This is a genomic window from Paracoccus sp. M683 (genome assembly GCF_007096355.1).
GTDB lineage: Bacteria > Pseudomonadota > Alphaproteobacteria > Rhodobacterales > Rhodobacteraceae > Paracoccus.
On record NZ_VKDF01000004.1, the window covers coordinates 427,433 to 452,394 of the forward strand.

Consider the following 24,962-nt stretch of genomic DNA (forward strand, 5'->3'; position numbering starts at 1 on the left):
GGCCTAGCCTTTCGTCAGCTGGACGATACGACGTGTCGCAGCGGCATAGCCCTCGATCCCCAGCCCGGCGATCACCCCATCGGCGCGCAGCGAGACATAGGAATGGTGGCGGAATGCCTCGCGCTTGTGAACCTGGCTGATATGGACCTCGATCACCGGGCCTTCGAACGTGTGCAGCGCGTCAAGCACCGCGACCGAGGTATGGGTCAGCGCCGCAGGGTTGATGACGATGCCCACGGCCTGTTCACGGGCCTCGTGGATCCAGTCGACGATCTGGCCCTCGTAATTCGATTGCAGCAGGCGGATGGCATAGCCCGCGCCGGCGGTGTCGCGGCACAGGCGTTCCACATCCTCCAGCGTCTCGCGGCCATAGATCTCGGGCTGGCGCTTGCCCAGCAAGTTCAGGTTAGGCCCGTTCAGCACATAGATCGTCTTCATCCGCTTTCCCCAGATCAGCCGCGACTGATGCCGTTCTAGCGCCGATGCGACGGGTGGTCAGCCCCCGAACAGCGCCGCATGTTCCTGACGCAAGGCGGCCTTCTGCACCTTGCCCATGGTGTTGCGCGGCAATTCGTCGACCACGATCACCTGCTTGGGCTGCTTGAACCTGGCCAGCCGGTCGGCAAGCCCCTCAATGATCGCGGCTGCGTTCAGTTCGGCCCCCGGCTGGCGCGCCACCACTGCCACCACACCCTCGCCGAAATCGGGATGCGGCAGGCCGATTACCGCGCTTTCAAGCACGCCGGGCAGGGCGTCTATGACCTCTTCCACCTCTTTGGGATAGACGTTGAACCCGCCCGAGATGATCAGATCCTTGCCGCGCCCGACGATGGTGACATAGCCGTCCGGGTCCGCCGTTGCCAGATCGCCGGTAATGAACCAGCCATCCGGGCGCAGTTCCTCGGCGGTCTTTTCGGGCATCCGCCAATAGCCCTGAAAGACATTGGCGCCGCGCACCTCGATGGTGCCGATCCCGCCCGGCGTGACCTCGGCGCCGCCATCCATGATCCGCAGCTCGACGCCCGGCAGGGGAAAACCCACGGTGCCCGCCCGCCGCTCGCCCTCGTACGGGTTCGAGGTGTTCATATTGGTTTCGGTCATGCCATAGCGTTCAAGAATGCGCTGGCCTGTGCGGGCCTCGAACGCGCGGTGGGTTTCGGCCAGCAGGGGCGCACTGCCCGATGTGAACAGACGCATATGACCCGCAAGATCGCGGTCAAAACCGGGCTGATCCAGAAGCCGGGTATAAAAGGTTGGCACGCCCATCATGGATGTCGCCTGCGGCATCAGCGACATGACCTGTCTGGCGTCGAATTTCGACAGCCAGATCATCGCGCCGCCGGCCATCATCATGATGTTGCTGGCCACGAACAGCCCATGCGTGTGAAAGATCGGCAGCGCATGAAGCAACACGTCATCAGCCGTGAAGCGCCAGTAATCCACCAGCACCTGTGCGTTTGACAAAAGGTTCCGGTGGCTCAGCATCGCGCCCTTCGACCGGCCCGTCGTGCCCGACGTGTAAAGGATCGCGGCCAGATCATCGGGCCCGCGTTCCACCGGCGTCTGGCTGTCTGGCATATCGGCCGCCGCATCCATCAGGCTGCCACGGCCATTTCCGGCGAGCGTCATCAGCGGTGCGGTTGACATACCCATGAAGGCATCGCGCTGGCCTTCGCGCCCAGGGTCGCAGACGACAAGCGCAGGTTCGGCGTCACCGACGAAATAAGCGATCTCGGCCGGGGTATAGGCGGTGTTCAGTGGCAGGAACACGGCCCCCGCGCGCAGACAGGCCAGATACAGCGCCAACGCCTCGGGCGATTTTTCCACCTGCGCGGCCACCCGGTCGCCGGGCGCGACGCCCTTGGCCACCAGCAGATTGGCCAGCCGCGCCGACAGTCGGTCGATATCGGCATAGCTTAGCGCATTGCCGTCAGGCAGGATCAGAAAGGCGCGTTCGGACCCCTGATGCGGCCCCATCAAAGCGTCGTAAAGCGTGTTGGTCATGACAGCCCCCCGGTTCTTTTATTCTGTCTTGTCACCTGACCGGCCCCATCACAAGGTCCGGCAGCCCGGTCGCGATCTGCGGAAAGATCGACAGGATCACGATCCCCAGCACCATCATGCCCACGAAGGGCAACGAGCCCATCAGGATGTCTCGCAGCGAGATACGCGGCGCGATCGAGTTGATGACGTAAAGGTTCAGCCCGACCGGCGGCGTGATAAGGCCGATTTCCATGTTGATGGTCAGGATGACGGCGAACCAATAGGGATCGAAGCCATGCGCATCCAGGATCGGCATCAGGATCGGCGCGGTCATCAGGATGATCGCCACCGGGGGCAGGAAGAAGCCGGCGAACAGCAGAAACAGGTTGATGATCCCCATCAGCACCCAGCGGTTCACCTCCAGCCCGGCGATCCAGCCCGCAAGCGATTGGGTGATGAACAGCGATGACAGCGCGAAGGCGAACAGTTCCGCCGCGCCGATGATCAGCATGATCATCACCGCCTCGCGGATGGTATCGCGAAAGATCGCGGCCATCGGGCGCGGGCTCCACATCTTGTAGATCACCGCGACCAGCAGGATGCAGATCAGCGCGCCCGCGCCTGCGGCCTCGGAGGGCGTGGCGACGCCGCCGTAAAGCACGAACAGGATCGCCGCGACAATCATCAGGAAGGGCAACACGCGGGGCAGGTTTTCCAACCGCTCGGCCAGGGAATAGCGGCGGGTCAGATCGCCAAGGCCAATGCCGCGCCGCCAGCAGTCGAACAGCGCCCAGGCCATGAACAGCAGGGTCAGCATCAGCCCCGGCATCAACCCGGCAAGGAACAGACGTCCGATGCTGGTTTCGGTCGAGATGCCATAGACGATCATGGTGACCGAAGGCGGGATCAGAATGCCAAGCGTGCCACCCGCCGCGATGGACCCGGCAGCAAGACTGTCGGGATAGCCGCGCTTGGTCATTTCGGGAATGCCCATCTTGCCGATGGCGGCGCAGGTGGCGGGGCTGGATCCCGACAGCGCGGCAAACAGCGCACAGGCGCCGATATTCGACATGACCATCCCGCCCGGCACGCGATACAGCCAGCGGTCAAGTGCCTCGTACAGGTCTTTCCCGGCCGGGCTGGAGGCGATGGCCGCCCCCATCAGGATGAACATCGGGATCGAGACAAGGCCGAAATTGGCAAGGCCGACCCAGAAGGTCTCGGCCACGCCATCCAGCACGAAGAAGCCCTCGGACAGGACCAGCGCGACGATGGCCACGGTGCCAAGGGCAAAGGCGATCGGCGTGCCGGCGGCCAGCAGGACCAGCAGGGCGATCAGAACGGCGAAACCGGCAAGGGCGGGCGACATCTCAGACCTCTTCCATCGGTGGCGGGGCAAGGTCGGGTCGCAGCGCCAGCACGATATCGGCCAGCAATTGCAACAGCATCAGCCCCATCGCCACCGGCAGCGGCCAGAACGGAATCCACAATGGCAGGGCCCAGACCGTGTCGGTCGTCCAGCCGCCATGGATCGCCTCGACCAGAAAACGCACGCCCGACCAGGTCATCGCGCCAACGAAGATGATCGAGGCGATGGCGGCGATCAGTTCCATCACCCGGCGCCAGCCGGGGCTGGCCGCCTGCACCAGCACATCGACGCCGACATGCCCGCGCAGGGCCAGCACATAGGGCGACCCCAGCAGCATCGCCGCCGTGGTGGAATAGATCACGAATTCAGTCTGCCAGATGGTCGATCCGTTCATGACATATCGGATCACCACCATTTGCGTGACGACCACCACAGCCGCCACCAACAGCGCCATCGCCGCCCAGCCACACAGCCGCGCGGCCCAGCCCAGAATTGCCAGATAGGCCCTCATCCCCGTCCCTCGCCTGGAAAAGGTCAGGCGGGGTCGTTTGCGCCCCGCCCGCCCGGATCATTCGACGGCCAGCGCCTGGTCGATCAACTCCTTGCCGCCCTCGACCTCTTCGGCGAACTTTTTATACGAGGTCTCTTGCGCGATTTGCAGCCAGGCGTCGTAGTTTTCGCCGGTCATGCTGACGACCTGCACGCCCGCATCCTCGAACTGCTTGATCATCGCATCATCCAGGCCGGCGGCCTGCTGGGCGAACCAGTCCTCGGCCTTTTGACCCGCATCCATCAGCGCCTGCTGCTGTTCGGGCGACAGCCGGTCATAGACCTTTTTCGAAATCAGGATCGGCTCATACATGAACCACAGCGCATTTTCGCCCGGCGCGGTCAGGCAGGTGGCCTGTTCGAACAGGCGATAGCTGACCATCGACCCCGATGAGGTATTGGCTGCATCCAGCACACCGGTCTGCATGCCGGTATAGATTTCGGACGAAGGCATCGACGAAATCGATGCTCCGGCGCCGACCAGCATCTGCTCAAAGGCGGGTCCGGCCGCGCGGGTGACCTGACCGGCGATGCTTTCGGGCGCCTCGATGCAGTTTTTCTTGCTGACAAAGCCGCCGGCAAGCCAGGCATCGGACAGCACCAGCACGCCCTGATCTTCGATCAGCTTGTGGATGGATTCCATGAACGGGCTGTCATTCAGCCGCGCGGCGCGTTCGTGATTGCGCACCAGCCCCGGCATCAGGGTGACGCTGAACTGCGGCACCCGGCCGGATGCGTAATCCAGCGGGAAGGAACTGATGTCCAATTGGCCACGGGTCAGCGCGCTCCATTGATCGCGGGCCTTGTACAGCGATTCGCCGGGATAGACGCGGATATCCAGCCCCACATCCGCCGCTGCGATTTCTGTGGCGATCATCTGCACCATCTCGTCGCGGGCATCGCCCTTGCCGCCAGGGAACTGGTGGCTGGCCTTCAGGGTCTGCGCATGCACGGCAACCGGCAGGGCCAGCATCAGCGCCGATGCGGCCAAAGTCGTCTTTTTCATGGTTTTCCTCCCTTTGGGGGTGGGCCGCGCGCTCCTCAACGCCTGGGTCGGACCATCCCTGCGGGATCACTTTGACGAAGATGCGGGCCTGGCGCAACAACGCCGGGCATTCGCGGCCTAGTAATCCAGTTGCCCCGATCCGTCGGTCATCGCCCCAGGATAGCCCGAGACAACACGCCAGACGAGATCCTGCATCCAGGCGGCCTGTTCGGGGCTGGTGCCGCCACGCGCGGGCACCCCTGCGGGCAGGCCATGTGGGTCCCGGTTATAGATCACCGCGAAATGGGCCAGGGCGATCAGGTATTTGCCCAGCTCGTTGGGGTGGATCACATCCTCGAACAGCTGCTGCATCTCGGTCAGGCCCGGCGCCTCGCCGGCGGCGATCGCGTCATAGGCGGCGGCCATGATCAGCGGGCCGGGGATCACCTTCATCGCGGGCGAGCCCTCGGGCCGGTTCTTGTTGACGTGGTTTGCGATCTGTTCCCACAGCACCATCTCGCGGTCCATCCGCTGACGGAAGGGGATCTTGCCATCCGAGTCCTTATAGGGGTTTTCGTGATCGGGGCCGGAATCGATGTCGACCCAGGTGGCATACAGGATGGTCGCCGCCCCCTGGCCGTCCTTGCCGTATGTCCAGGCCTGTTCGAACCAGCGCAGGCCCATTTCTTCGGACCTGTGAAAGGGCAGGGTGTTGGACAGCGACACGCGCTCGGTGATGACCATCAGGTCGAACTGGGCCATGGCGGCGGGGTCGCGCAGGTTCGGCTCGGCCGGGTGCTCCCACCGCCATTCCATCGGGCTGCCGGGAATGGTGGATTTGACCAGCGTGGTGCCACGCCCGCCAGCGGCGTTGATCATGTCGCGCAGCGGTTCCATGACGCCATCGGTCAGGCTGTGGCCCGATTCGACAATGCGCAGCCTGGGCAGCGGTTCCTGCCCCCAGGCCCGGCCTGCCGCAGCGGCCAGGATTGCCATTGCCGCCGCTGAGCCGAGGGCGAACTGTCGCCGGGTCACACCCTGCGCCGCCCGCTGCGCCGCCACCGTTTCGCGCTGGAATGTCACGATCATATCACCCCCAAAGCCAGAACCCTTACGATGACCGAATTTAGTCGGCTTCACCCATTCCGGCAAGCAAAGCCAACCGACGCAGGCAGGGTCAGCGCAGGTCCGGCCCCGCCATCAACAGCTTGTCGGGGGTAAAGGGCATGTCGCGCAGGCGGATGCCGGTGGCGTTGAAGATCGCATTGCCGACGGCCGCCGGCACGCCGACGATGCCGATTTCGCCAATGCCCTTGGCGCCGGTGGGGCCGAACCATTCGTCGAACTCGTCGATCCAGATCGCATCCAACCGGCCGATATCTGCATGGGCGGCGATGTGATAGCCGGCGAAATCGGCGTTCACCACATGGCCAAAGCGCGGGTCGGTCACGCTTTCCTCGTGCAGAGCGGCGGAAATCCCCATGGTCATGCCGCCAATCATCTGTGAGCGCGCGGTGACCGGGTTGATGATCTGGCCCGCCGCATAGGCGCCCAGCATGCGCGGCACCCGCACCTCGCCGGTGACGGTATTCACCCGCGCCTCGGCGAAATGCGCACCATAGGCATGCATCGACTGGTTCTTATAGCCCTTGGGCGGCCCGCTGCTGGCCACGACATGCGCGCCCTCGGCCGGTGTCTCGCCATATTTGCCACGGAACTTCCGCGCCGCCCGGATGATCGCGCCGCCCCAGCTATAGGTGCCCGCACTGCCGCCCGCGACCATGGCCAGCGCAAGGCCGGTGCGGCCGATTTCCAGCTGCACCCGGTCCATTGGCACGGACAGCGCATCGGCGGCGATCTGGGTCAGCGCGGTCCATGCGCCGGTGCCGATATCGCTGGCACCCAGTTGCACGACATAGCGTCCGCCCCGGAACCGGATGCGGCAGCGCGTCGGCAGCATATGGACATGCGGAAATGCGGCCGCCGCCACGCCCATCCCGATCAGCCATTCGCCCTGCCGCCGCTGGCCCGGCATGGCGGCACGGTCGGCCCAGCCAAAGGCCGCCGCGCCCTCGGTCAGACAGGCGGTCAGGTTGCGCGTGCTGAAGGGCTTGCCTGTATCGGGGTTGGTTGCAGGTTCGTTGCGCAGGCGCAACTGGACCGGGTCGACGCCGCAGTCATGGGCCAGTTCGTCCATCGCCGTTTCCAGCGCGAACATGCCCGAAAACTCGCCCGGCCCGCGCATGAAGGTGGCCGGTGCGGTATCCAGCACCTGCCGGTGATAGATGGTCCGGCAGGCCGGCGCGGCATAGATCATCCGCGGCCCCCCGCCCGAGGCGTCGATATAGGATTTCAGCCGCGAATCCGGGGCGGTGATGTGATGCTCGATCCCCAGCAACCGGCCCTGATCATCGGCGGCCAGGCGGATGCGGTTATGGCTGGCGGGGCGGTGGCCGGTTGTGGCGAACATCTGTTGCCGGGTCATGGCGTATTTCACCGCCCGACCGCGCAGCTTCTTCGCCGCAAGAATCGTCAGCACTACATGGGGCAGCGGCAGACCCTTGCCGCCGAAACCGCCGCCGGTATAGGGGGCGATGATCTCGATCTGGTTCGGCAACAGCCCCAGAAGCGGGGGCAGAAACAGTTGCGCGGTCAGAACGCCCTGATTTGCGTCCCAAAGGGTCAGCCGCGTCTTTCTTGGATCAAGGCCACCGCCCTTTCGCCAGCGCGCGATCAGGGCGTGCGGTTCCAGCGGGTTATGATGCTGTACCGGGTGGGTATAGACCCCGTCGATCCGGTGTGTGGCAGCTGCCCACGCCGCATCCATGTCACCGCGCGATCGCTGCCCCGGCTCGCCGCCGACCTTTTTGGGCACAGGCAGGTCGGGCAGGTCCGGGGTGAAGGCGGCCTCGAAGGGCAGGGGGCGGCAGGTGACGCGCACCAGCCCCGCCGCGTGCCGCGCGGTTGCGGCATCCGCCGCCACCACTGCGCCGATGAACTGGCCGAAATGCGCGATCTGTGGCGATTGCAGCACCTTCAGCGAGGCATCGGTGCCCAGCCACAGTCGGGGCGCGTTCAGATGGGTCAGCACCAGTTCGACGCCGGGCAGGGACTCGGCAGCACTGGTGTCGATCCGGGTGATCTCGCCCTTGGCCAGCGTGGCGGTGATGGGCCACAGCCACAGCGGGTCATCGACCGGATGTTCATAGGCATAAGGCGCGGTGCCGCTGGCCTTCAGCGGCCCGTCGATCCGACGGCGCGGGGCGCCGATATTGCGGGGATCATTAGGGCGGTTCATGGCGCTGGGCTTTCGTCAATGCCGGCCAGACCGGCCAGCACGGCGACGATGGCATTGCGCAGCATGGGCAGTTTGAAGCCATTGTCATGGCCGGTCTGCGCCTGCGCCAGTTCGACCTCGGCCGCGTCGCGCAAGGCCTGAACCGTCGCCCGTGCCCCGCGCAGCGACTGTTCGGCCAGCCGTGCCCGGTGGGGGCGATGCGCGACCCCGCCAAGCGCCAGCCGGATGTCCTGGATCCTGCCATCCCGAATCTCCAGCGCGGCAGCGACCGAGACCAGCGCAAAGGCGAACGAGGCCCGGTCCCGGATCTTGCGATAGCTGGATCGGGCCGTGGCGGGCAGGGGCGGCAGTTCGATCGCAGTGATCAGCTCGTCACCGGCCAGATTGGTATCCAGCTGCGGGGTATCGCCGGCCGGGCGATGGAAATCGGCAAAGGGGATGCGCCGTTCGCCCTGCCGCCCAAGCGCGATGACCATCGCATCCAGTGCCGCCAGCGGCACACACAGATCCGAGGGATGCACGGCCATGCACTGCCCGCCGGTCTCGAAAATCGCGTTATGGCGGCCAAAGCCCTCCCGCGCAGGGCAGCCGCTGCCGGGATCGCGCTTGTTGCACGGCGTGGCGAGGTTCTGGAAATAGACGCAGCGGCTGCGCTGCATCAGGTTTCCGCCGGTCGAGGCCATATTGCGCAGCTGACCCGATGCCCCCGACAGCAGCGCCTGTGCGACAAGGGGAAAACGCGCGCGGATCAGCGGGTTGGCAGCCAGATCGCTGTTTCGGACCATTGCGCCGATGCGCAGGCCGCCATCCGGCAATTCGTCGATATTGGTCAGGGGCAGGCGGCTGATGTCGATCAGCCGGGTCGGTGTGGCGATGCCCAGCTTCAGATGGTCGATCAGGTTCGTGCCGCCCGCCAGCAATGTGCCGCCTGCCTGCAACTGCGCCACAGCATCAACCGGATCGGCGGCACGGATATAGTCAAAGGGCGTCATTCCGCACGGCCCTCGGCCACGTCGCGGATCGCCGTCAGGATATTGGCATAGGCCCCGCAGCGACACAGATTGCCTGACATACGCTCGCGGATCTCGTCATCCGTCAGGCTGGGGCTGGCGGTCAGGTCGGCGGTGGCGTGGCTTGGCGCGCCATCGGCAAATTCGCGCAGCATGCCCACGGCCGAACAGATCTGCCCCGGCGTACAATAGCCGCATTGCAGCCCGTCATGGTCGATGAAGGCCTGCTGCATCGGATGCAGCGCGCCGGGCCGGCCCAGACCGCCCGCCGTCACCACATCGGCCCCGTCATGGGACAGGGCGAGGCACAGGCAGGACAGCACCCGCCGCCCATCCACAAGCACGGTACAGGCCCCGCATTGCCCGTGGTCGCAGCCCTTCTTGGCCGAAAAATTCCCCAGCCGGTCGCGCAGCACGTCCAGCAGCGTCAGGCGCGGATCAATGGCCAGATCGACGGGCCCGCCATCAACGGTCAGCCTGATGCGTGGTGACATGGATCCCCCTGCCATTGCGTCCGTCCACAGTAAGGGCCGGCCGGGCGTTGTAAAGCCCGAGGCTAGCGCCGCTGGGCGAAGAACCGTTGCAGCAGCTGGCGGGCCTCGTCCGCCGCGATTCCGTCATAGATCTGGGGGCGGTGGTGGCATTGGGGATGGTCAAAGACCCGTGCGCCATGGCTGACACCACCCATGCGCGGATCGTCGGCCCCGAAATACAGGATCTCGATTCGCGCGGCGGATATGGCGGCGGCACACATCGGGCATGGCTCCAGCGTCACCCACAGCGCATGGCCGGGAAGGCGCTGCGACCCGGCGGCGCGGCAGGCGGCGCGGATCACCTGAATCTCGGCATGGGCGGTCGGATCGTGAAGTTCGCGCGTGCGGTTTCCATCTGCGGCGACGACACGGCCCTTTGGGTCGGTCAGCACCGCGCCCACAGGCACCTCGCCCCGCAGGGCGGCGGCGCGGGCCTGCGCCAGGGCCTGTTGCATATGCGAGGTAAAGGCGCGCATCGGCACGTTGTGAAGCCTGCGGGCCGGTTGCGCAATAGCAGACCGTTGCGGGGGGGCGGCATGCAGTTCGTCCTTTCCTTTCAGGACGCGCAGGCGTATTAAACCCGCTTTCAACCACCGCAGTGATGCGCAGGAGAGATCGCCATGACCGATACCCCCCACAGCCCGAATCCCGAAAAACCGGCCGAAGCCGACCGCATCGCCAAGGTGATCGCCCGCGCCGGCGTGGCCAGCCGCCGCGACGCCGAGCGCATGATCATCGAAGGCCGCGTGACGGTGAATGGCGAAAAGATCGCCTCGCCGGCGCTGGACGTGCTGCCCTCTGACAAGATCAAGGTCGATGGCAAGCCGCTGGATGCGCCGCAGGAAACCCGGCTGTGGATGTATTACAAGCCGCTTGGTCTGGTCACCTCGGAATCCGATGAAAAGGGCCGTCAGACGGTATTCGACGCGCTGCCGCGCGACCTGCCGCGGGTGATGTCGGTCGGCCGTCTTGACCTGAACTCGGAAGGCTTGCTGCTGCTGACCAATGATGGCGAGTTGAAGCGGCGGCTGGAACTGCCTTCGACGGGCTGGCTGCGCCGCTATCGCGTGCGGGTGAACGGCAATCCGACCGACCTGACCTTTGATCCGCTGCGCCGGGGCGTCAGTATCGAGGGCGAGGATTTTCAGCCGATGGAGGTCCGTCTGGACAGCCAGCAGGGCGCGAATGCCTGGCTGACCGTCGGCATCCGCGAGGGCCGCAACCGCGAGATTCGCCGCGCCATGGCCCATGTTGGCATGCAGGTGAACCGGCTGATCCGCATCGGTTATGGCCCCTTCAAGCTGACCGGGATGGAGGAAAACGAGGTCCGCGAAGTCAAGCGCCGCACCCTGCGCGATCAGCTGGGCGGGCTGTTGACCGGAGAGGTCGAGGACAAGCCGCGCGAGTTCCGTGAACGCGGTGCCGATCGGGATGGCCCCCGCGAACATCGGAAATTCGGCGACCGGGATGATGACGGGCGGGGCCGCGACGATCGTGGTGGCGAGCGCGGACCGCGCCCAGCCCGTTTCGCGGGTGCCGATGACGGGCGCAAGCCGTTCCGCCGGCGCGAGGATGGTGACGGACCGCGCCCCTTCCGCAGCCGCGATGGCGAACGTGACGACAGCCGCGACGATCGCGGCCGCAAGCCCTTTGGCGGCGGTTCGCGCGGCGCGGGTGGATTTGGCAAGGACGATGATCGCAAGCCGCGCTGGTCATCCAGGCCGCGCGACGCCGGTGATGGGGAACGGCCCGAGCGGGCCAGCGGTGGCGGCAAGCCCTTTGCCCGCCGCGACGGCGGCAAGCCTTACGGGAACCGCGACGGCGGCAAGCCTTACGGTAACCGCGACGGTGGCAAGCCGTTCGCCCGCAGGGATGGTGACAAGCCCTATTCGCGTCGGGATGGCGATGACGCGGCTGCCCGTTCGGCCAGCGGCTACAAACCGCGTGGAGAGAATTTCAAATCCCGTGACGAGGGATTCAAGCCGCGCAATGCGGGTGGCTTCAAATCCCGCGATGACGGTGGCTCGCCCCGCAGCGAGGGCTACAAGCCGCGCGGCGAGGGCTTCAAATCCCGCGACGATGGATTCAAGCCGCGTAATGCGGGTGGCTTCAAGTCGCGTGACGAAGGTGGAAAGCCCCGCGGCGAAGGCTTCAAGCCCCGCAGCGAAGGCTTCAAGCCGGGCGGTCCCCGCAAGGGTGGCCAGCCGGGTGGTGGCAAGCCATTTGCAGGCAAGGGCGGCCGTCCTGGTGGTGGTCGCCCCGGTGGTGGCAAGCCGCGCGCGCCGCGCGGCTGATCCTTATTTCGTCAGAATCAGCTTTCCTGCGCGGGTGATGCGCAGCTGATAGACCTGTTCGCCCAGAACGATCAGCGCCTGATTGCCGCCGGCCGTCAGGGCCTCGGCGTCATGGGCGGGCAGGCTGTTCAGAATGGTGACACCGGGGCGGGTGAACTCGGCGGGGCGGGTGGCGGTCATGGGTTCGTCCTTCCGTTCGACAGGGCCTGACTGAAATCTGACAATAATGGTCGGATATGTCAAAGGAAAAGAGTCAGGAATCCGCCACCGGCAGATTCCTGCCTGTTATTCGCTGCTTAGGCAGCCGGTTATTGTCTGGCCAAGGCCTTGCAGAATGGCGGGATACAGCTGCTTGTCGCCGGTGCCATTGCCGGTCACCAGGCTTGCGCCGGCCGGGTCCAACATGTCTCCGATGCGGATATCCGTGCCGTCGATCAGCGATTCGATGACTGCCGGGTCATGGCCTGTTTCGGGAAAGATGCAGCGAATGTCACCGGCCAGCATTTCGTCGCGAATTGCCGACAGCCGAGCAGCCGAAGGCGTGGCGGCATCGCCAAGCGCCAGAGCAATGGCGGGTTGCAAGCCGAACCTGCCGGTGAAATGGCCATAGGCGTCGTGGAAAACCGCAAAGCGCTGCCCCGCGACGGAAGCCAGTTCCGCGGTCAGCGCGGCAGAGGTCTGGTCGATCTGCTGCGCACCCAGACGGGCATTCTCGGTATAGGTTGCGGCATGTTCTGGATCGGCCTTGGCAAGGGCCTCGGCGATGGCCGCCAGCCAAAGTTTGCCGTTTTGCGGATCCAGCCAGGCGTGGGGATCAATGCCGCCATGATCCTGGTCGTGGTCGTCGGTATCATGTTCGTGGTCGTGATCATGGGCCGCGTGGTCGTGATCCTCTGCGGTTCCGCCGGGATGCTGCGTTTGCGGCAGCGCCAGCAGCGGCAATGAAACGCCCTGTGTCAGCGATTCCGCCGCCCGTGCCAGCCAGGGCGTCAGTTCCGGCCCGACCCAGATCAGCAACCCGGCATCCTGCAAGCTTGCCGCCTGTGACGGGCGAAGCTGATAATGATGGGCGTTGCCTCCGGCCGGCAGCAGCACCTGCACGTCGCCCAGATCACCCAGAACCTGCTGGACCAGCGAGCCGGTCGCAGGGATGTCCGTGACGATCAGGGGCGGTTCGGCCCTGGCCGTCAAGGCAGTCAGGGCGGTCATGCCGGTCAGGGCAAATGCCATGGTCGCAGGCCGCGACAGGGATGGGATGCGCATGGGATCCTTCGAGAATTGGGGAACAGGTTGAACAGCACCACGGTTTGAATGTAATAAGATAACAAGTCAACCATCATGTTATAAAATCACCCATGGCAAGATCTTCCCCTTCCTCGACCGAGGCCACGGCCTTTACCCCTCATGATCATGGCGCATGCCGCAGTCAGGCGATGCAGGCTGCGGTCGATCTGGCCCGGCAGCAGGGCGTGCGGCTGACCCCGGTGCGGCTGCGGACGCTGGAGATCCTGCTGGAAACCCATCAGGCGATGGGCGCCTATGAGGTGCTGGAACGCCTGGCGGCCGAGGGCTTTGGCAGCCAGCCGCCGGTTGCCTATCGGGCGCTGGACTTTCTGGTCCAGCACGGGTTGGCGCATCGGGTCCAGCGGCTGAATGCCTTTGCCGCCTGCCTGACGCCCGGCCATGACCATGCGCCGGCATTCCTGATCTGCCGGTCCTGCAACAAGGTGGCCGAGGCCGACGTCCCCGCGATTCGCGATGCGGTCGGGCAGGCTGCGGGCGATTCGGGATTTTCGGTGGAACGGATGACGGTAGAGGTGCTGGGCCTGTGCGACCGCTGTGCTGCCGGCGCCGAGGTGCGGCCATGACGGCGCTGATCCGGGCCGAGCGTCTTGGCATCCATCGCCCCGGCACCACCGAGCCGGTGCTGGATAATGTGAATTTCAGCATTGAACCGGGCGAGATCGTCACGGTTGTCGGGCCGAATGGCTCGGGCAAATCGTCCCTGGTGCGGGCGCTGCTGGGGCATGTGGCGCTGGCAGCCGGGCGGGTGATGCGCCTGACGGGGCTGCGCATCGGCTATGTGCCGCAGCGCGTCCACATCGACACCGCCATGCCGATGACGGTGCGGCGCTTTCTGTCGCTGCCGCGCCGTGTGGCCGATGCCGAGGCGGCCGCGATGCTGCGCCGGGTCGGTGTCGAGGGGGTCGAGCAGCGCCAGATCACGCAGCTTTCGGGCGGCCAGTTCCAGCGCGTGCTGCTGGCGCGCGCGCTGCTGCATGATCCGCAGCTTCTGGTGCTGGACGAGCCGACGCAGGGGCTGGATCAGCCGGGCATCGTTGCCTTTTACAAGCTAATCGAGCAGATTCGGGCCGAAACCGGCGCCGCGATCCTGCTGGTCAGCCATGATCTTCTGGTGGTCATGCGGGCCTCGGACCGGGTGCTTTGCCTGAACGGGCATATCTGCTGCGAGGGCACGCCCCAGCAGGTCAGCAGCGCGCCGGAATATCGCGCCCTGTTCGGCGCCGAATCCGAGGGCACGCTGGCGCTGTATCGCCATCATCACGATCACGATCACGATCACGATCACGATCACGATCATGGCGCTGATCACCACGGCGATCACGGCCATCCCCATGATGCGCATCCGCGGGGTCATCACCATGCTTGACGATTTTCTTGTCCGCGCGGTTCTGGCGGGGCTGGGACTGGCCATTGCGGCGGGGCCTCTGGGCTGTTTCGTGGTCTGGCGGCGCATGGCCTATTTCGGCGATTCCACCGCCCATGCGGCGATTCTGGGCGTTGCGCTAAGCTTTGCCTTCGGGGTCTCGATCTATGCCGGCACGCTGGCGGTGGCGCTGGCCATGGCGCTGCTGGTTTCGGCGCTGGTGGGGCGGGGGCATGCGATGGATACGCTGCTGGGGGTGGCGGCGCATTCGGCGCTGGCACTTGGGCTGGTGGCGGCCAGTTTCGTGCCGGGGCTGCGGGTCGACCTGACGGCTTTTCTGTTCGGCGACATTCTGGCGGTTGGTCGCGCGGATCTGGCGTGGATCTGGGGCGGCGCCTTGCTGGTTCTGGGGCTGCTGATCTGGCGCTGGCAGCGGCTGGTCAGCGCCACCGTGAACGAGGAACTGGCCATGGCCGCCGGAATCGACACCCGGCTTGAACGGCTGATTCTGGCGGTGGCGCTGGCGCTTGTCGTGGCCGTGGCAATCCGAATCGTGGGTGCGCTGCTGATCTCGGCCATGCTGATCGTCCCGGCGGCGGCGGCCCGCACCTGGTCGCGCACGCCCGAACAGATGGCCATGATCGCAACCGGGGTGGCGGCGCTGTCGGTCGCTGCGGGGTTGTGGTCAAGCCTGCGGCTGGATTCGCCCGCCGGCCCCTCGATCGTCGTGGCGGCGGCGGGGGTCTTTGCATTTGGCGCGATCTTCCGCAAGGGTTAGTGCAGGAATGCAACGGTCCGAAATTGCGACAGAATTACGGGAACTGGGGCCGCGTTGGCGGTGTTGGCGAATATGCAACAGTGGGCGCAAACCCGCCGGGATTCTGAAGTGACCCGGCTTTTCAAAGGAACGGGTTTATGCAACTGTCGCAGCGATGTTGCCGGAGACGGCATCTGTCATATGAAACGGAGCATGATCATGACCAAATTTGCTACTTTCGCCGCCGTCCTCGGCCTGACCGCTACCTCGGCTCTGGCCGGTGGCTATGTCGCCCCCGTCGTTGAAGTCGAGCCCGTCGTTGTCGACGAGCAGCCCGCTTCGTCGAACGCCGGCCTGGTTGTTCCCGCCCTGCTGCTGCTGGGCGTGATCGCTGCCGTCGCTTCGGACGACGACGACGACGACGCAGCTGCGACCACCGAGTAATCGAATTTCCCCTTGTGGGATTTCGACTAAGGGCTGGCCTTGTGCCAGCCCTTTTCATTTGCGCATGATTCACGGTTTGGCTGCCGGCCGATCAAACGCCAAAACCGGCGGCCCTTGGGGCCATGAAAAAACCGCCCTGCGAGGGGCGGTTTTTCGTTGTCAGGGGGCTGGGTTCAGGCGGTCAGGGGCGCAGGGTCTGAACCGTGATATAGCCCAGCCCAGGGCCGGCCCATTGGCGCGAGACCGGGATCTGCCCGCCCTGGACCATGAAGCTGTTCTGGAAGGTCACGCCCAGCCCTTCGCAGTTCTCGACCATGACACCGGGATTGGGGCCCGCGCCGACCGTGCAGTTGAAGGTCAGCGGCCGTTCCAGCCCGTCGCCCGCGTAATAGCGGATCACCCGCTGCGCGGTGCCGGCACGGCCGGCGCGAATCAGGGATTCCGTGGCCGGCTCGGTTACCGACATGTCATTGCCCAGCCCGCGCGTGCCGATCAGCATGCCGTTGCGCAGGATCAGCGCCTGTTCGTTCTCGGTCATATAGGTGCGCATGGCGCCATTCTGGCCGGTCATGGCCAGAACTTGCGTGCGACCGGCCGATTCCAGCCCCACAAGGATCAGCGGCCCGGGGTTCACCCGCAGCGCCTCGGCCGCCATCTGTTCTGGCGTGCGGGCGGGGGCCTGCGGTTGGCTGGCGGCGCGACGCTCGGCCAGAATTTGCCCTGCGGCCTGCCTGGCGATGCCAAGGGTCGAAACGCCGCCCGACCCTTCCTCGTCCTGCGTGCCACAGGCCGCCAGCAGCGAAAGCAAGGCGATACCAAGCGCGCCCTTCGTGATAGTGCCGGTCATCGCCAGAATTTCCCCCAACCTTCGTAAAGCTTGCCCGAATGGCTTTCGCGCACATTGTCATACAGCCGGCCATCGACCTTCAGCCGCGACCCGCCATCGCGCGACAGCGAGCGCAGATCGCCGCCAACCCGCTGCATCGACGGCTGCCCGGTGCCCCAGGCCAGCGGCAACGAGATGGTGATGCCCTTGTCAAACGAACCTTCGCCGAAATCTTCTTCGCTCATATCCGTCTTGGTGGCATAGGCGCCCACGCGCCAGCCATTCGCGAATTCGCGGGTCAGCGTCACGGTCGCGCCACGATCGCCGGCAAGATACTGCCCGACATCGACCTGACCGACAAAACCGCCGCCAAATTCGTAATAGGCCGAGACATGGCCCGTGGTGACCTCGTAATCGCGGAAGCCAAAGGCATCTTCGAAATCGCGCTTGCGCACGCGGTTGATCTCGGCGCCCAAAGCCAGCGGTGAATTGACCGGCTTCCACAGCGCCTCGGCCGAGACCCCGCCATAGGCGCGTTCCAGCAGGCCCACGGTCACGCGGGTATAGACCGTGTCTGTAGGCTTGGCATACCAGTTCAGTGTCAGTTCCGGGATATTGGGCTTTTTGTTGCCCGAATACATCCGGCTGTCCGAACGCACCCTGGGAACACCGTTTTCGTTCACATCAGCGGTTTGCGCCTCGTATTCATCGACCGTCATGCTGCCGGGCGCGTCCTGCTTGATCGTGCCGAAGGCGCGCTGCTTGATACTGCCGGACAGAACCAGCCCCGGCATGATCTCGTATTTCGCGCTGACCTGGCCGCCGATCTCATAGCGGAAGGGCTGGTCAGGGTCGAACAGCGAGGTCGACAGATAGGGGCGCAGGCTCCATTGCAGGCGCGGGAACAGGCCGGGGGTCTGGATCAGCCCGGCCGGGCGCGGATCGGCGTCGGTCAACAGCGCGGCATTGGCGATCTGGCCGGCCTCGGAGTTTTCCAGCCGCTCGACATCGGAACGCCGCAGTGTGACCGAACTGGTCGGCAGGCCGTCGGCCGAGGTTGTGATCACGAAGGTCTCGACAGAAGGCGGCAGGGCGCGCGTCATCAGCCGCGCCGTGCGGCCGATCGCCTCGGCATGCTGGATATAGCGGTTGTTGCGGATGCGGACCTCGGCCCGGTCGGCCGACAGCGCCATGGATTCCAGCAGCTGCCCCTCGCCCCGCAGCGCATCGCCAAGTGCCGTCTGAATGGCGGGATGCGCGGTTGGATCGCTGGCCCAGACACCCGACCAGCCCTCGGGATCGGCACTGGGCGCGGGGCGCGGGCGAACCGGGGCAGCGGCCTTTTCCAGACCCGAGGGGAAGGGCGCCTGACGCGGGTTCAGCGCGACGCTGAACTGGGCGCCAAAGCTGTTGCCGCCGATCGTATAGACGCCGATCTCGTAATTCTCGCCAAAGCGGTAATTGGCGCCAAGGTTGATCTTGCTGTCAGGGGCTTCCTGCCCCTCGCCGACCTCGATGGCATAGGGATCGGTCGAATATTCCGCGACCAGCCGCAACTGGTCGGTGGCCTGCCAGGTGATCGAGCCGAAGGGCCTGGCCTGGCCCGTGAACCAGTCCTCGTAATTCAGCTTGCCGCCTTCGCCCGGATCGGTGGGCGGCCGGAATTCACCCCCCAAACGGCCCCAGCCCACACCAAGGCTGGCCCGCAGCCGGGGCGACAGCGTCTTGGTGGCGACCAGATATTCGGCCGAGAAGATGCCAGTGCCCATGAAATCCTGAAGCCCGACCGAAACCGCCGGGCGCCAGCCCTCGGGATCCTCGTTCAGCAGGCGGAAGCGCATGTCAAAGGAACGGTCCCAGACATAGCCTCGATTGTCGTCCAGCCCCTCAAGACGGGAATAGCGCAACGAGGCGGTCAGCCGGGGCATCGCCTGAAACACCAGCGTGTTGCGGCGCGAGTAATCGGAATAGCCGACAGAGCCGCCAAGGGTGCCGTCGTCAAGAAGTTCGGCGGTCGGCGTGTCGATGGCGCCGGGCATGCCATAGGCGTTCATGCCCTGGCCGATCAGCGTCTCGGCCATGGCTGTCTGGCCGCCCGAGGCCATCAGCAGGGCCACAGGCAAGGTGGTCGCCAGCAGATGGCGGTGCAGTCGCGATGGGCGCATGGCGTTGAGGTCTCCTGTCGGTATTTCGGCCATGTTAACGGGACAGCGCGGCTGCGCACAGCCCTGCCGGGTCAGATAGGCGAATGCCCGCGTCGATTGGGCAACAGCCCGGATCAGCCCTGCGCGGCGGGATCGGCGGCGGCGGCCGGCGCGGCGCAGCCGTTGTTCATCCGGCTGCCGATTTTCAGCGTCGCGGTCATCGGGAATTTCTCGCCCGACATGTCATCGACGCAATCCGTGCCCCGGACCGTCAGCGCGAAGGGGCTGCCGTTCAACGTGCCGACGAACTCGACCCCCTGGGCAAAGGTGATGCGGCGCACGGTGACGGCGCGGCCTGCCTGGTTCTCGGGCGTCTTGTAAAGCGCGCGGTCGCCGGATGCCTCGACCGTCCAGAAGGGTTCGTTGCCACGCGCGACGAAGGCTACTGTATTCAACGTCTCGGAATTGGCCGTGGCCGAAAGCACCTGATCGGCGCCGGCGATCTCGATGGCCTGATCCAGGGGCGAGACGGCGGGGGGGCCTTTGGGGCCTTCGGGCTGTTCTTCGGCCGGAGGGGTCATGCCAAGGCCGTTGCGCAGATCGCTCATTGCGGCTTCGTCACAGGCGGCAAGGGCCAGGGGCAGGGCCGCGAGAGCGGCGAGGCGCAATTTCATATGTCGTGCCTTTGGGCTTGGGATCACTGTCGGCCAAGCGATAGCAAAATGCGGCAGTCCGGGGCAAGGCCAACCACGCCGAGCCGGCAAAGCGCCGCTGGCAAAGCCGGGCTTTTGGCCGCTATTCAGCAGTTCGGCACATTGACGGCCAGCCCGCCAAGCGAGGTTTCCTTGTATTTCTCGCTCATGTCGCGGCCGGTCTGGCGCATCGTTTCAATGGCGGCGTCCAGCGGCACCAGATGCTGACCATCGCCGCGCAGGGCCAGACTGGCGGCGCTGACGGCCTTGATGGCGCCCAGGCCGTTGCGCTCGATACAGGGGACCTGCACCAGCCCGCGCACCGGGTCGCATGTCATGCCCAGATGATGTTCCAGCGCGATTTCGGCGGCGTTTTCCACCTGCTCGGGCGTGCCGCCCAGCACGGCGGCCAGACCGGCGGCTGCCATGGCGCTGGCGCTGCCAACCTCGGCCTGGCAGCCGCATTCGGCACCAGAGATGCTGGCGTTATGCTTGATCAGCCCGCCAACGGCCGAGGCGGTCAGCAGAAATTCGGGCAGATCGCGCTCGGACGCGCCGGGGACATGGTCCAGCCAATAACGCACCACGGCGGGCAGCACCCCGGCGGCCCCGTTGGTGGGCGAGGTGACAACCTGACCGCCGGCGGCGTTTTCCTCGTTCACGGCCATGGCATAGGTCGACATCCAGTCATTGATGACATGGGGCGCGGTCAGGTTCATGCCGCGTTCCGCCATCAGCTTTTCGTGGATCCCCTGCGCGCGGCGGCGCACATTCAGCCCGCCGGGCAGGTGCCCGCCCGTGCCAAGCCCGCGATCCATGCAGTCGCGCATGACCTGCCAGATGCGCCGCAATCCCTGGTCGATCTGCGCCTCGCTGCGAAAGACCCGCTCATTCTCGTGCTTCATCCGGGCGATGGACTTGCCCGAGGCCTGCGCCATGGCCAGCATCTCGGCCGCGCTGGCAAAGGGATGGGGCACCTTGCTGCTGGCATCGCTGCGATCCTCGTCGCCCTTGCGGGCCAGTTCTTCCTCGGTCAGCACGAAACCGCCACCGACCGAGTAATAGACCTGATGAAAGATCACGTCGCCCTGGCTGTCCGTGGCCGACAGGGTCATGCCATTTGCATGGCCGGGCAGGGCGTTGTCATAGTCGAAACGCAGATCCGTCTCGGGGTCGAAATGCAGCGGAGGCAGGCCCTCGGGCGTCAGCAGCCGGGTTTCGCGATTGCTGGCCAGCGCGGCTTCGGCTGCCTCGGCATCCATGGTTTCGGGGACAAAGCCGGCCAGGCCCAGAATGGTGGCGCGGTCGGTGGCGTGGCCCTTGCCGGTAAAGGCAAGGCTGCCGTGCAGGCTGGCCCTTAGCCCATGGGCGCGAAAGGGCTGCTCGCGCAGCGCCTGCAAAAAGCGGGACCCGGCAACCATCGGCCCCATCGTGTGCGAGGATGACGGCCCGACGCCGATCTTGAACAGGTCGAATACGGACAGAAACATCGCTCTTCTCCTTTGCCATTCCACTGTCTACATGCCAGCCCGGCCCGCCTGCCAGCCGGAAAGCGACGGCACGGACAGGTGCTGCGACGAAAGTGACGTTTCGGATCTGCCTAAATTTAAGGCATGATGATTGAAAATTGAACAATGCTGCGGCATGAGCCTTTTGCCTGTGGGGCGAAGATCGCGCTCGTCTTGCGGTGGAACAGCGAAGCGAGCGAAGGAAAGCCATGACTTTGCCAGACCCCATTTCTGTCGGTGACCTGCGGCTTGGGCCGCCGGTCTTTCTGGCGCCCATGGCCGGGATCACCGACCTGCCGTTCCGCCGCGCGGTGGCGCGCTTTGGCGCGGGGCTGATGGTCAGCGAGATGGTCGCCTCGACCGAAATGGTGACGCCGCGCCCCTCGACCCGCGCCGCCGTTCGCGCCAAGGCCCTGACCGAGGGCGCGCTGCCCGTCAGCGTGCAGATCGCCGGACGCGAGGCCGGTGCCATGGCCGAAACCGCGCGCATCGTCGCGGGTATGGGCGCGCGGATCATCGACATCAACATGGGCTGCCCCGCCAAGAAGGTGACGGGCGGTCTGTCGGGCGCGGCGCTGATGCGCGATCTGGATCACGCACTTGGACTGGTCGATGCGGTCGTGGGCGCGGTCGATCTGCCGGTGACGCTGAAGATGCGGCTTGGCTGGGACGAGACCTGTCTGAATGCCGCCGATCTGGCGCGGCGCGCGGCGGATGCGGGGGTGCGGATGCTGACCGTCCATGGCCGCACGCGGGCGCAATTCTACAAGGGCAGCGCAGATTGGGCGGCGATCCGGGCGGTGGCCAACCTGCCGGGCAGGCCGCCTCTGGTCGCCAATGGCGATGTGGTCGATGCCGAAACCGCGCAGGCCGCACTGGCGCGATCGGGGGCGGATGCGGTGATGGTCGGGCGTGGGGCGCAGGGCGCGCCCTGGCGGCTGGCGCAGATCGCGCATCAGTTGTGGGGCACACCGGCGCCGGCGATTCCGCGCGGCGCCGGGCTGGCCGATGCGGTGGCCGATCACTATGACGACATCCTGTCGCTTTACGGGGTTGAACTGGGCCTGCGCGTCGCGCGCAAGCATCTGGGCTGGTATGCCGAGGCGAACCAGGCGCCGGGCCGCGATCTGCTGATGCGCGCGGCCACGCCTGCGGCCACGCTGGCGGTGATCCGCGACTGTTTTGCGGATGCGCCCGGCGATGACGGCAGGAAGGGGCGGGCTGCATGACCTGCCTGCCGCCCCCCGATTTCATTCCTGCCGATCCCGGCACCGGCTGGATGGGGCTGCCGCTGCCGGCGCTGGTGCTGGATGGCAAGGGCCGGGTCGCCGCGCTGAATGAAGCGGCCGAGATCTGGCTGAACCTGTCGCGCAAATCGACCCTTGGCAAGTTGCTTGAGGGCGAGGATATGGCGGCGCGCCTGCGGATCGAGCCGTCGATTGCCCCCATGGCCGCGCGTGTGGTGCGCGGCGACGAATCGCTGTTTCAGCCGCATGTCTGCTTTCGTATCGGAGACCGCGCCGGACGGCACGAGGCGCGCTATGCCACCCTGCATGCCGGCCCCGCGCCTGATCTGCCCGATGGTCTGTCGCTGCTGATCGTGCCAAGCGAGACCGACGACCGCATGGGCCAGACCCGCGCCGTGCGCACCGCAGCCCGCAGCGCCATCGGCATGGCCGAGATGCTGGCCCATGAGATCAAGAACCCGCTGGCCGGCATTCGCGGCGCGGCGCAGCTGATGGCCATGAACGCCGCGCCCGAGGATCGCGAGATGGCCGAGATGATCGTCAGCGAATCGCGCCGGATCGTGGCGCTGCTGGATCAGGTCGAACGCTTTGGCGACACCAGCGGGCCAAAGCTGGGGCCGGTCAATGTCCATGACGTGCTGGAACAGGTGCGCCGCTCGGCCAAGGTGGGGTTCGCAAAGGGGCTGCGGATCCTGACCGAATATGACCCCTCGCTGCCCTCGGCGCTGGCCGATCCCGACCAGCTGATGCAGGTCTGTCTGAACCTGGTCAAGAACGCGGCCGAGGCCCTGTCGCGGCGCGGCGGCACCATCCGGCTGCGCACTCATTACGACCACACCATGCGCCAGCCGCCGACCGATGCAGAGCCGACCGGCCGGCCGCTGCCCCTGCAAATCGAGATCGAGGATGACGGGCCGGGACTGCCCGAGGCGATTGCAGATCAGATCTTCGAACCCTTCGTATCGGGCCGCGAGAACGGCACCGGCCTGGGGCTGGCGCTGGTCAGCAAGATTATCACCGATCACGGGGCCTGGATCCGCGCAGAAAGCCGGCCCGGCCGCACGATTTTCCGCATTTCATTGCCCAAGGCATAGTTTCAAGGACTGAAATCATGGATGGAACCGTTCTGATCGCCGATGACGACCGCACCATCCGCACAGTGCTGACCCAGGCCCTGACGCGCGCCGGCTGCCGGGTTCATGCGACCGGCTCGCTGGCGCAGCTGTCGAAATGGGTCGACGAGGGGCGCGGCGATCTGGTCATCACCGATGTGATGATGCCCGACGGCAATGGCATCGACCGTATCCCTGCCATCCGCAAGGCGCGGCCTGACCTGCCGGTCATCGTGATCTCGGCCCAGAATACCATTGTCACCGCCATTCGTGCGACCGAGGCCGAGGCCTTTGAATACCTGCCCAAGCCCTTTGATCTGCCCGATCTGATGGGCAAGGCCGGGCAGGCCTTGTCCCGTCGTCCGCGAAGGGCCGGCGAGCCGTCCGGCGGGCCTGCCCTGCCTTCGGTCGTGGCAGGGGGGGCAGAGCCTGCGGCCGGTGCGGCGCCCTCGGCCGATCCGGCGATGCCGCTGATCGGTCACGCGCCGGCCATGCAGGCGCTGTTTCGGATGGTGGCGCGGGTGTTGAACGCGGATCTGCCGGTGGTCATCGCGGGCGAGGCCGGTGTCGGCAAGTCGATGATTGCCCGCAGCTTCCACGACCTGTCGGACCGCAAGGACCATGGCATCGTGGTGCTGAATGCGGCGGACCCGATGGATGCCGCGCTGACGCGGATCGAGACGCAGGCCGTGGGCGGCTCGGTCATCATCGAGAACCCCGCAGGGTTCGATGCCGCCGCGCAGGCCCGGTTGCTGGGCCTGATCGAGACCATCGAGGCCGATCCGCAACCGGGCCGGGCGCCACGGCTGATCTCGACCATGGGCCCCGATCCCCAGGCCGATCTGGCCGCGGGGCGGTTGCGCGCCGATCTGTATTACCGGCTGGCCGGGGTGACGATGACGGTGCCGCCGCTGCGCGCCCGGATCGAGGATATCGTGCCGCTGGCCCGGCATCTGCTGGCGCGCGCGGCCTCGCAGGGGCTGCCTGACCGGGGCCTGACCGACGAGGCGGCCGCGCTGATCCGCAGCCACCCTTTCCCCGGCAATGTGCGCGAGCTGGAAAACGCCATGCGCCGGCTGGCCCTGACCGCCTCTGGCCCCCAGATTGCCGCGGCCGAGGCACGCGAGGCATTGGCCCAGACCGCTGGCGCCGAACCGGCGACGCGACCGGCTGTCACGCGGATGTCCGTCCCGCCCATGGCCGAGCGGCCCGCGCGCGTGACCCCGGCTGCGACCGGTGCTGATACACCTCTGGCGGATTCGGTCGAGGCGCATCTGCAACGCTATTTCGATCTTCATGGCGATCAACTGCCCCCGCCGGGCCTGTATGACCGCATCCTTCGCGAAGTGGAAAAGCCGCTGTTGGAAATTGCGCTGGACGCGACCGGCGGAAATCAGCTGCGTTGTGCCGATTTGCTGGGAATAAATCGCAATACCCTGCGCAAAAAGCTGACCGATCTGAATATCGAGGTGACACGGCGCCGCAAACTGATGTAAAACAGCCACAGATAGCCGTGGCAGAGTCACGGCTTTGCAACAACAGC

Annotated in this window: 24 protein-coding genes; 8 read left to right on the forward strand and 16 right to left on the reverse strand. The window is 66.0% G+C overall.

Annotated features, from left to right (window positions below; all coding sequences use genetic code 11):
- Positions 1-3: 3 nt before the first annotated feature.
- The 10 genes from aroQ to FNJ84_RS08900 form a co-directional block, all read right to left on the reverse strand.
- The gene (gene aroQ, locus FNJ84_RS08855) at positions 4-438 is read right to left on the reverse strand and encodes a type II 3-dehydroquinate dehydratase (RefSeq protein ID WP_143792746.1); all 435 of its coding nucleotides are present in this window, start codon (positions 436-438) and stop codon (positions 4-6) included.
- 57 nt (positions 439-495) lie between these two features.
- A complete protein-coding gene (locus FNJ84_RS08860; protein ID WP_143792747.1) occupies positions 496-2,004 on the reverse strand; it encodes a malonyl-CoA synthase in 1,509 nt (502 codons plus the stop codon).
- 31 nt (positions 2,005-2,035) lie between these two features.
- Positions 2,036-3,352: a TRAP transporter large permease gene (locus FNJ84_RS08865; protein WP_143792748.1), complete on the reverse strand. Its 1,317-nt coding sequence runs from the start codon at positions 3,350-3,352 to the stop codon at positions 2,036-2,038.
- 1 nt (position 3,353) lies between these two features.
- Positions 3,354-3,863, reverse strand: a complete 510-nt coding sequence (locus FNJ84_RS08870) for a TRAP transporter small permease (protein WP_143792749.1) — start codon at positions 3,861-3,863, stop codon at positions 3,354-3,356.
- Between the two features lie 57 nt (positions 3,864-3,920).
- Entirely contained in the window at positions 3,921-4,907 is a 987-nt protein-coding gene (gene dctP, locus FNJ84_RS08875; RefSeq protein WP_143792750.1) for a TRAP transporter substrate-binding protein DctP, read from the reverse strand.
- Between the two features lie 117 nt (positions 4,908-5,024).
- The gene (locus tag FNJ84_RS08880) at positions 5,025-5,975 is read right to left on the reverse strand and encodes a hypothetical protein (protein ID WP_143792751.1); all 951 of its coding nucleotides are present in this window, start codon (positions 5,973-5,975) and stop codon (positions 5,025-5,027) included.
- A gap of 88 nt (positions 5,976-6,063) precedes the next feature.
- Positions 6,064-8,184 (reverse strand): xanthine dehydrogenase family protein molybdopterin-binding subunit, encoded by a 2,121-nt coding sequence (locus FNJ84_RS08885; RefSeq protein ID WP_143792752.1) that lies wholly within the window; start codon positions 8,182-8,184, stop codon positions 6,064-6,066.
- Entirely contained in the window at positions 8,181-9,176 is a 996-nt protein-coding gene (locus FNJ84_RS08890; protein WP_143792753.1) for a xanthine dehydrogenase family protein subunit M, read from the reverse strand. Before FNJ84_RS08890 ends, FNJ84_RS08885 begins: the two co-directional genes overlap by 4 nt.
- Positions 9,173-9,688 (reverse strand): 2Fe-2S iron-sulfur cluster-binding protein, encoded by a 516-nt coding sequence (locus FNJ84_RS08895; RefSeq protein ID WP_143792754.1) that lies wholly within the window; start codon positions 9,686-9,688, stop codon positions 9,173-9,175. The genes FNJ84_RS08890 and FNJ84_RS08895 overlap by 4 nt, the downstream gene beginning before the upstream one ends.
- Before the next feature lie 62 nt (positions 9,689-9,750).
- A complete protein-coding gene (locus FNJ84_RS08900; RefSeq protein WP_255471116.1) occupies positions 9,751-10,203 on the reverse strand; it encodes a nucleoside deaminase in 453 nt (150 codons plus the stop codon).
- Between the two features lie 144 nt (positions 10,204-10,347).
- Here FNJ84_RS08900 and FNJ84_RS08905 point away from each other — a divergent pair, with 144 nt between their 5' ends.
- Complete coding sequence (locus FNJ84_RS08905; RefSeq protein ID WP_143792755.1) at positions 10,348-12,021, forward strand: pseudouridine synthase; 1,674 nt, start codon at positions 10,348-10,350, stop codon at positions 12,019-12,021.
- Between the two features lie 3 nt (positions 12,022-12,024).
- On the opposite strand, the gene hemP is transcribed toward FNJ84_RS08905, so the two are convergent.
- A complete protein-coding gene (hemP, locus tag FNJ84_RS08910; protein ID WP_143792756.1) occupies positions 12,025-12,201 on the reverse strand; it encodes a hemin uptake protein HemP in 177 nt (58 codons plus the stop codon).
- Positions 12,202-12,306: 105 nt separating this feature from the next.
- A complete protein-coding gene (locus FNJ84_RS08915; protein WP_255471118.1) occupies positions 12,307-13,284 on the reverse strand; it encodes a zinc ABC transporter substrate-binding protein in 978 nt (325 codons plus the stop codon).
- 92 nt (positions 13,285-13,376) lie between these two features.
- Here FNJ84_RS08915 and FNJ84_RS08920 point away from each other — a divergent pair, with 92 nt between their 5' ends.
- The 4 genes from FNJ84_RS08920 (at position 13,377) to FNJ84_RS08935 (ending at position 15,890) form a co-directional block, all read left to right on the forward strand.
- A complete protein-coding gene (locus FNJ84_RS08920; RefSeq protein WP_143792757.1) occupies positions 13,377-13,889 on the forward strand; it encodes a Fur family transcriptional regulator in 513 nt (170 codons plus the stop codon).
- Complete coding sequence (locus FNJ84_RS08925; protein ID WP_143792758.1) at positions 13,886-14,692, forward strand: metal ABC transporter ATP-binding protein; 807 nt, start codon at positions 13,886-13,888, stop codon at positions 14,690-14,692. Before FNJ84_RS08920 ends, FNJ84_RS08925 begins: the two co-directional genes overlap by 4 nt.
- Positions 14,685-15,467 carry a metal ABC transporter permease gene (locus FNJ84_RS08930; protein ID WP_143793036.1) on the forward strand — a complete coding sequence of 261 codons (783 nt, stop codon included), beginning with the start codon at positions 14,685-14,687 and terminating at the stop codon, positions 15,465-15,467. The genes FNJ84_RS08925 and FNJ84_RS08930 overlap by 8 nt, the downstream gene beginning before the upstream one ends.
- A 192-nt stretch (positions 15,468-15,659) precedes the next feature.
- Positions 15,660-15,890, forward strand: coding sequence for a hypothetical protein (locus FNJ84_RS08935; protein WP_143792759.1), 231 nt, complete (start codon positions 15,660-15,662; stop codon positions 15,888-15,890).
- Positions 15,891-16,071: 181 nt separating this feature from the next.
- Here the strand turns inward: FNJ84_RS08935 and FNJ84_RS08940 are convergent, their stop codons facing one another.
- The 4 genes from FNJ84_RS08940 to FNJ84_RS08955 form a co-directional block, all read right to left on the reverse strand.
- Positions 16,072-16,737, reverse strand: coding sequence for a YjbF family lipoprotein (locus tag FNJ84_RS08940; protein ID WP_143792760.1), 666 nt, complete (start codon positions 16,735-16,737; stop codon positions 16,072-16,074).
- Positions 16,734-18,881, reverse strand: coding sequence for a YjbH domain-containing protein (locus tag FNJ84_RS08945; RefSeq protein WP_143792761.1), 2,148 nt, complete (start codon positions 18,879-18,881; stop codon positions 16,734-16,736). The genes FNJ84_RS08940 and FNJ84_RS08945 overlap by 4 nt, the downstream gene beginning before the upstream one ends.
- A gap of 113 nt (positions 18,882-18,994) precedes the next feature.
- A complete protein-coding gene (locus tag FNJ84_RS08950; RefSeq protein ID WP_143792762.1) occupies positions 18,995-19,534 on the reverse strand; it encodes a COG3650 family protein in 540 nt (179 codons plus the stop codon).
- A 125-nt stretch (positions 19,535-19,659) separates the two neighbouring features.
- Positions 19,660-21,042, reverse strand: a complete 1,383-nt coding sequence (locus FNJ84_RS08955) for an L-serine ammonia-lyase (protein ID WP_143792763.1) — start codon at positions 21,040-21,042, stop codon at positions 19,660-19,662.
- A gap of 227 nt (positions 21,043-21,269) precedes the next feature.
- On the opposite strand from FNJ84_RS08955, the gene dusB reads away from it, so the two are divergent.
- The 3 genes from dusB to FNJ84_RS08970 are packed head-to-tail and all read left to right on the forward strand — an operon-like array spanning position 21,270 to position 24,915.
- On the forward strand, positions 21,270-22,289 hold the full coding sequence (dusB, locus tag FNJ84_RS08960; RefSeq protein ID WP_143792764.1) for a tRNA dihydrouridine synthase DusB: 1,020 nt from the start codon (positions 21,270-21,272) through the stop codon (positions 22,287-22,289).
- Positions 22,286-23,401, forward strand: coding sequence for a nitrogen regulation protein NR(II) (locus FNJ84_RS08965; RefSeq protein WP_143792765.1), 1,116 nt, complete (start codon positions 22,286-22,288; stop codon positions 23,399-23,401). The genes dusB and FNJ84_RS08965 overlap by 4 nt, the downstream gene beginning before the upstream one ends.
- A 17-nt stretch (positions 23,402-23,418) precedes the next feature.
- Entirely contained in the window at positions 23,419-24,915 is a 1,497-nt protein-coding gene (locus FNJ84_RS08970) for a sigma-54 dependent transcriptional regulator (RefSeq protein WP_143792766.1), read from the forward strand.
- Positions 24,916-24,962: the final 47 nt, after the last annotated feature.

Coding starts and splice junctions, on each gene's coding strand:
- FNJ84_RS08900 (WP_255471116.1), bottom strand. CDS start 10,203: ATGCGCGCCTTTACCTCGCATATGCAACAGGCCCTGGCGCAGGCCCGC.
- FNJ84_RS08870 (WP_143792749.1), bottom strand. CDS start 3,863: ATGAGGGCCTATCTGGCAATTCTGGGCTGGGCCGCGCGGCTGTGTGGC.
- FNJ84_RS08935 (WP_143792759.1), top strand. CDS start 15,660: ATGATCATGACCAAATTTGCTACTTTCGCCGCCGTCCTCGGCCTGACC.
- FNJ84_RS08945 (WP_143792761.1), bottom strand. CDS start 18,881: ATGCGCCCATCGCGACTGCACCGCCATCTGCTGGCGACCACCTTGCCT.
- aroQ (WP_143792746.1), bottom strand. CDS start 438: ATGAAGACGATCTATGTGCTGAACGGGCCTAACCTGAACTTGCTGGGC.
- FNJ84_RS08905 (WP_143792755.1), top strand. CDS start 10,348: ATGACCGATACCCCCCACAGCCCGAATCCCGAAAAACCGGCCGAAGCC.
- hemP (WP_143792756.1), bottom strand. CDS start 12,201: ATGACCGCCACCCGCCCCGCCGAGTTCACCCGCCCCGGTGTCACCATT.
- dusB (WP_143792764.1), top strand. CDS start 21,270: ATGACTTTGCCAGACCCCATTTCTGTCGGTGACCTGCGGCTTGGGCCG.
- FNJ84_RS08965 (WP_143792765.1), top strand. CDS start 22,286: ATGACCTGCCTGCCGCCCCCCGATTTCATTCCTGCCGATCCCGGCACC.
- dctP (WP_143792750.1), bottom strand. CDS start 4,907: ATGAAAAAGACGACTTTGGCCGCATCGGCGCTGATGCTGGCCCTGCCG.
- FNJ84_RS08895 (WP_143792754.1), bottom strand. CDS start 9,688: ATGTCACCACGCATCAGGCTGACCGTTGATGGCGGGCCCGTCGATCTG.
- FNJ84_RS08925 (WP_143792758.1), top strand. CDS start 13,886: ATGACGGCGCTGATCCGGGCCGAGCGTCTTGGCATCCATCGCCCCGGC.
- FNJ84_RS08955 (WP_143792763.1), bottom strand. CDS start 21,042: ATGTTTCTGTCCGTATTCGACCTGTTCAAGATCGGCGTCGGGCCGTCA.
- FNJ84_RS08920 (WP_143792757.1), top strand. CDS start 13,377: ATGGCAAGATCTTCCCCTTCCTCGACCGAGGCCACGGCCTTTACCCCT.
- FNJ84_RS08860 (WP_143792747.1), bottom strand. CDS start 2,004: ATGACCAACACGCTTTACGACGCTTTGATGGGGCCGCATCAGGGGTCC.
- FNJ84_RS08970 (WP_143792766.1), top strand. CDS start 23,419: ATGGATGGAACCGTTCTGATCGCCGATGACGACCGCACCATCCGCACA.
- FNJ84_RS08940 (WP_143792760.1), bottom strand. CDS start 16,737: ATGACCGGCACTATCACGAAGGGCGCGCTTGGTATCGCCTTGCTTTCG.
- FNJ84_RS08865 (WP_143792748.1), bottom strand. CDS start 3,352: ATGTCGCCCGCCCTTGCCGGTTTCGCCGTTCTGATCGCCCTGCTGGTC.
- FNJ84_RS08915 (WP_255471118.1), bottom strand. CDS start 13,284: ATGCGCATCCCATCCCTGTCGCGGCCTGCGACCATGGCATTTGCCCTG.
- FNJ84_RS08950 (WP_143792762.1), bottom strand. CDS start 19,534: ATGAAATTGCGCCTCGCCGCTCTCGCGGCCCTGCCCCTGGCCCTTGCC.
- FNJ84_RS08885 (WP_143792752.1), bottom strand. CDS start 8,184: ATGAACCGCCCTAATGATCCCCGCAATATCGGCGCCCCGCGCCGTCGG.
- FNJ84_RS08880 (WP_143792751.1), bottom strand. CDS start 5,975: ATGATCGTGACATTCCAGCGCGAAACGGTGGCGGCGCAGCGGGCGGCG.
- FNJ84_RS08930 (WP_143793036.1), top strand. CDS start 14,685: ATGCTTGACGATTTTCTTGTCCGCGCGGTTCTGGCGGGGCTGGGACTG.
- FNJ84_RS08890 (WP_143792753.1), bottom strand. CDS start 9,176: ATGACGCCCTTTGACTATATCCGTGCCGCCGATCCGGTTGATGCTGTG.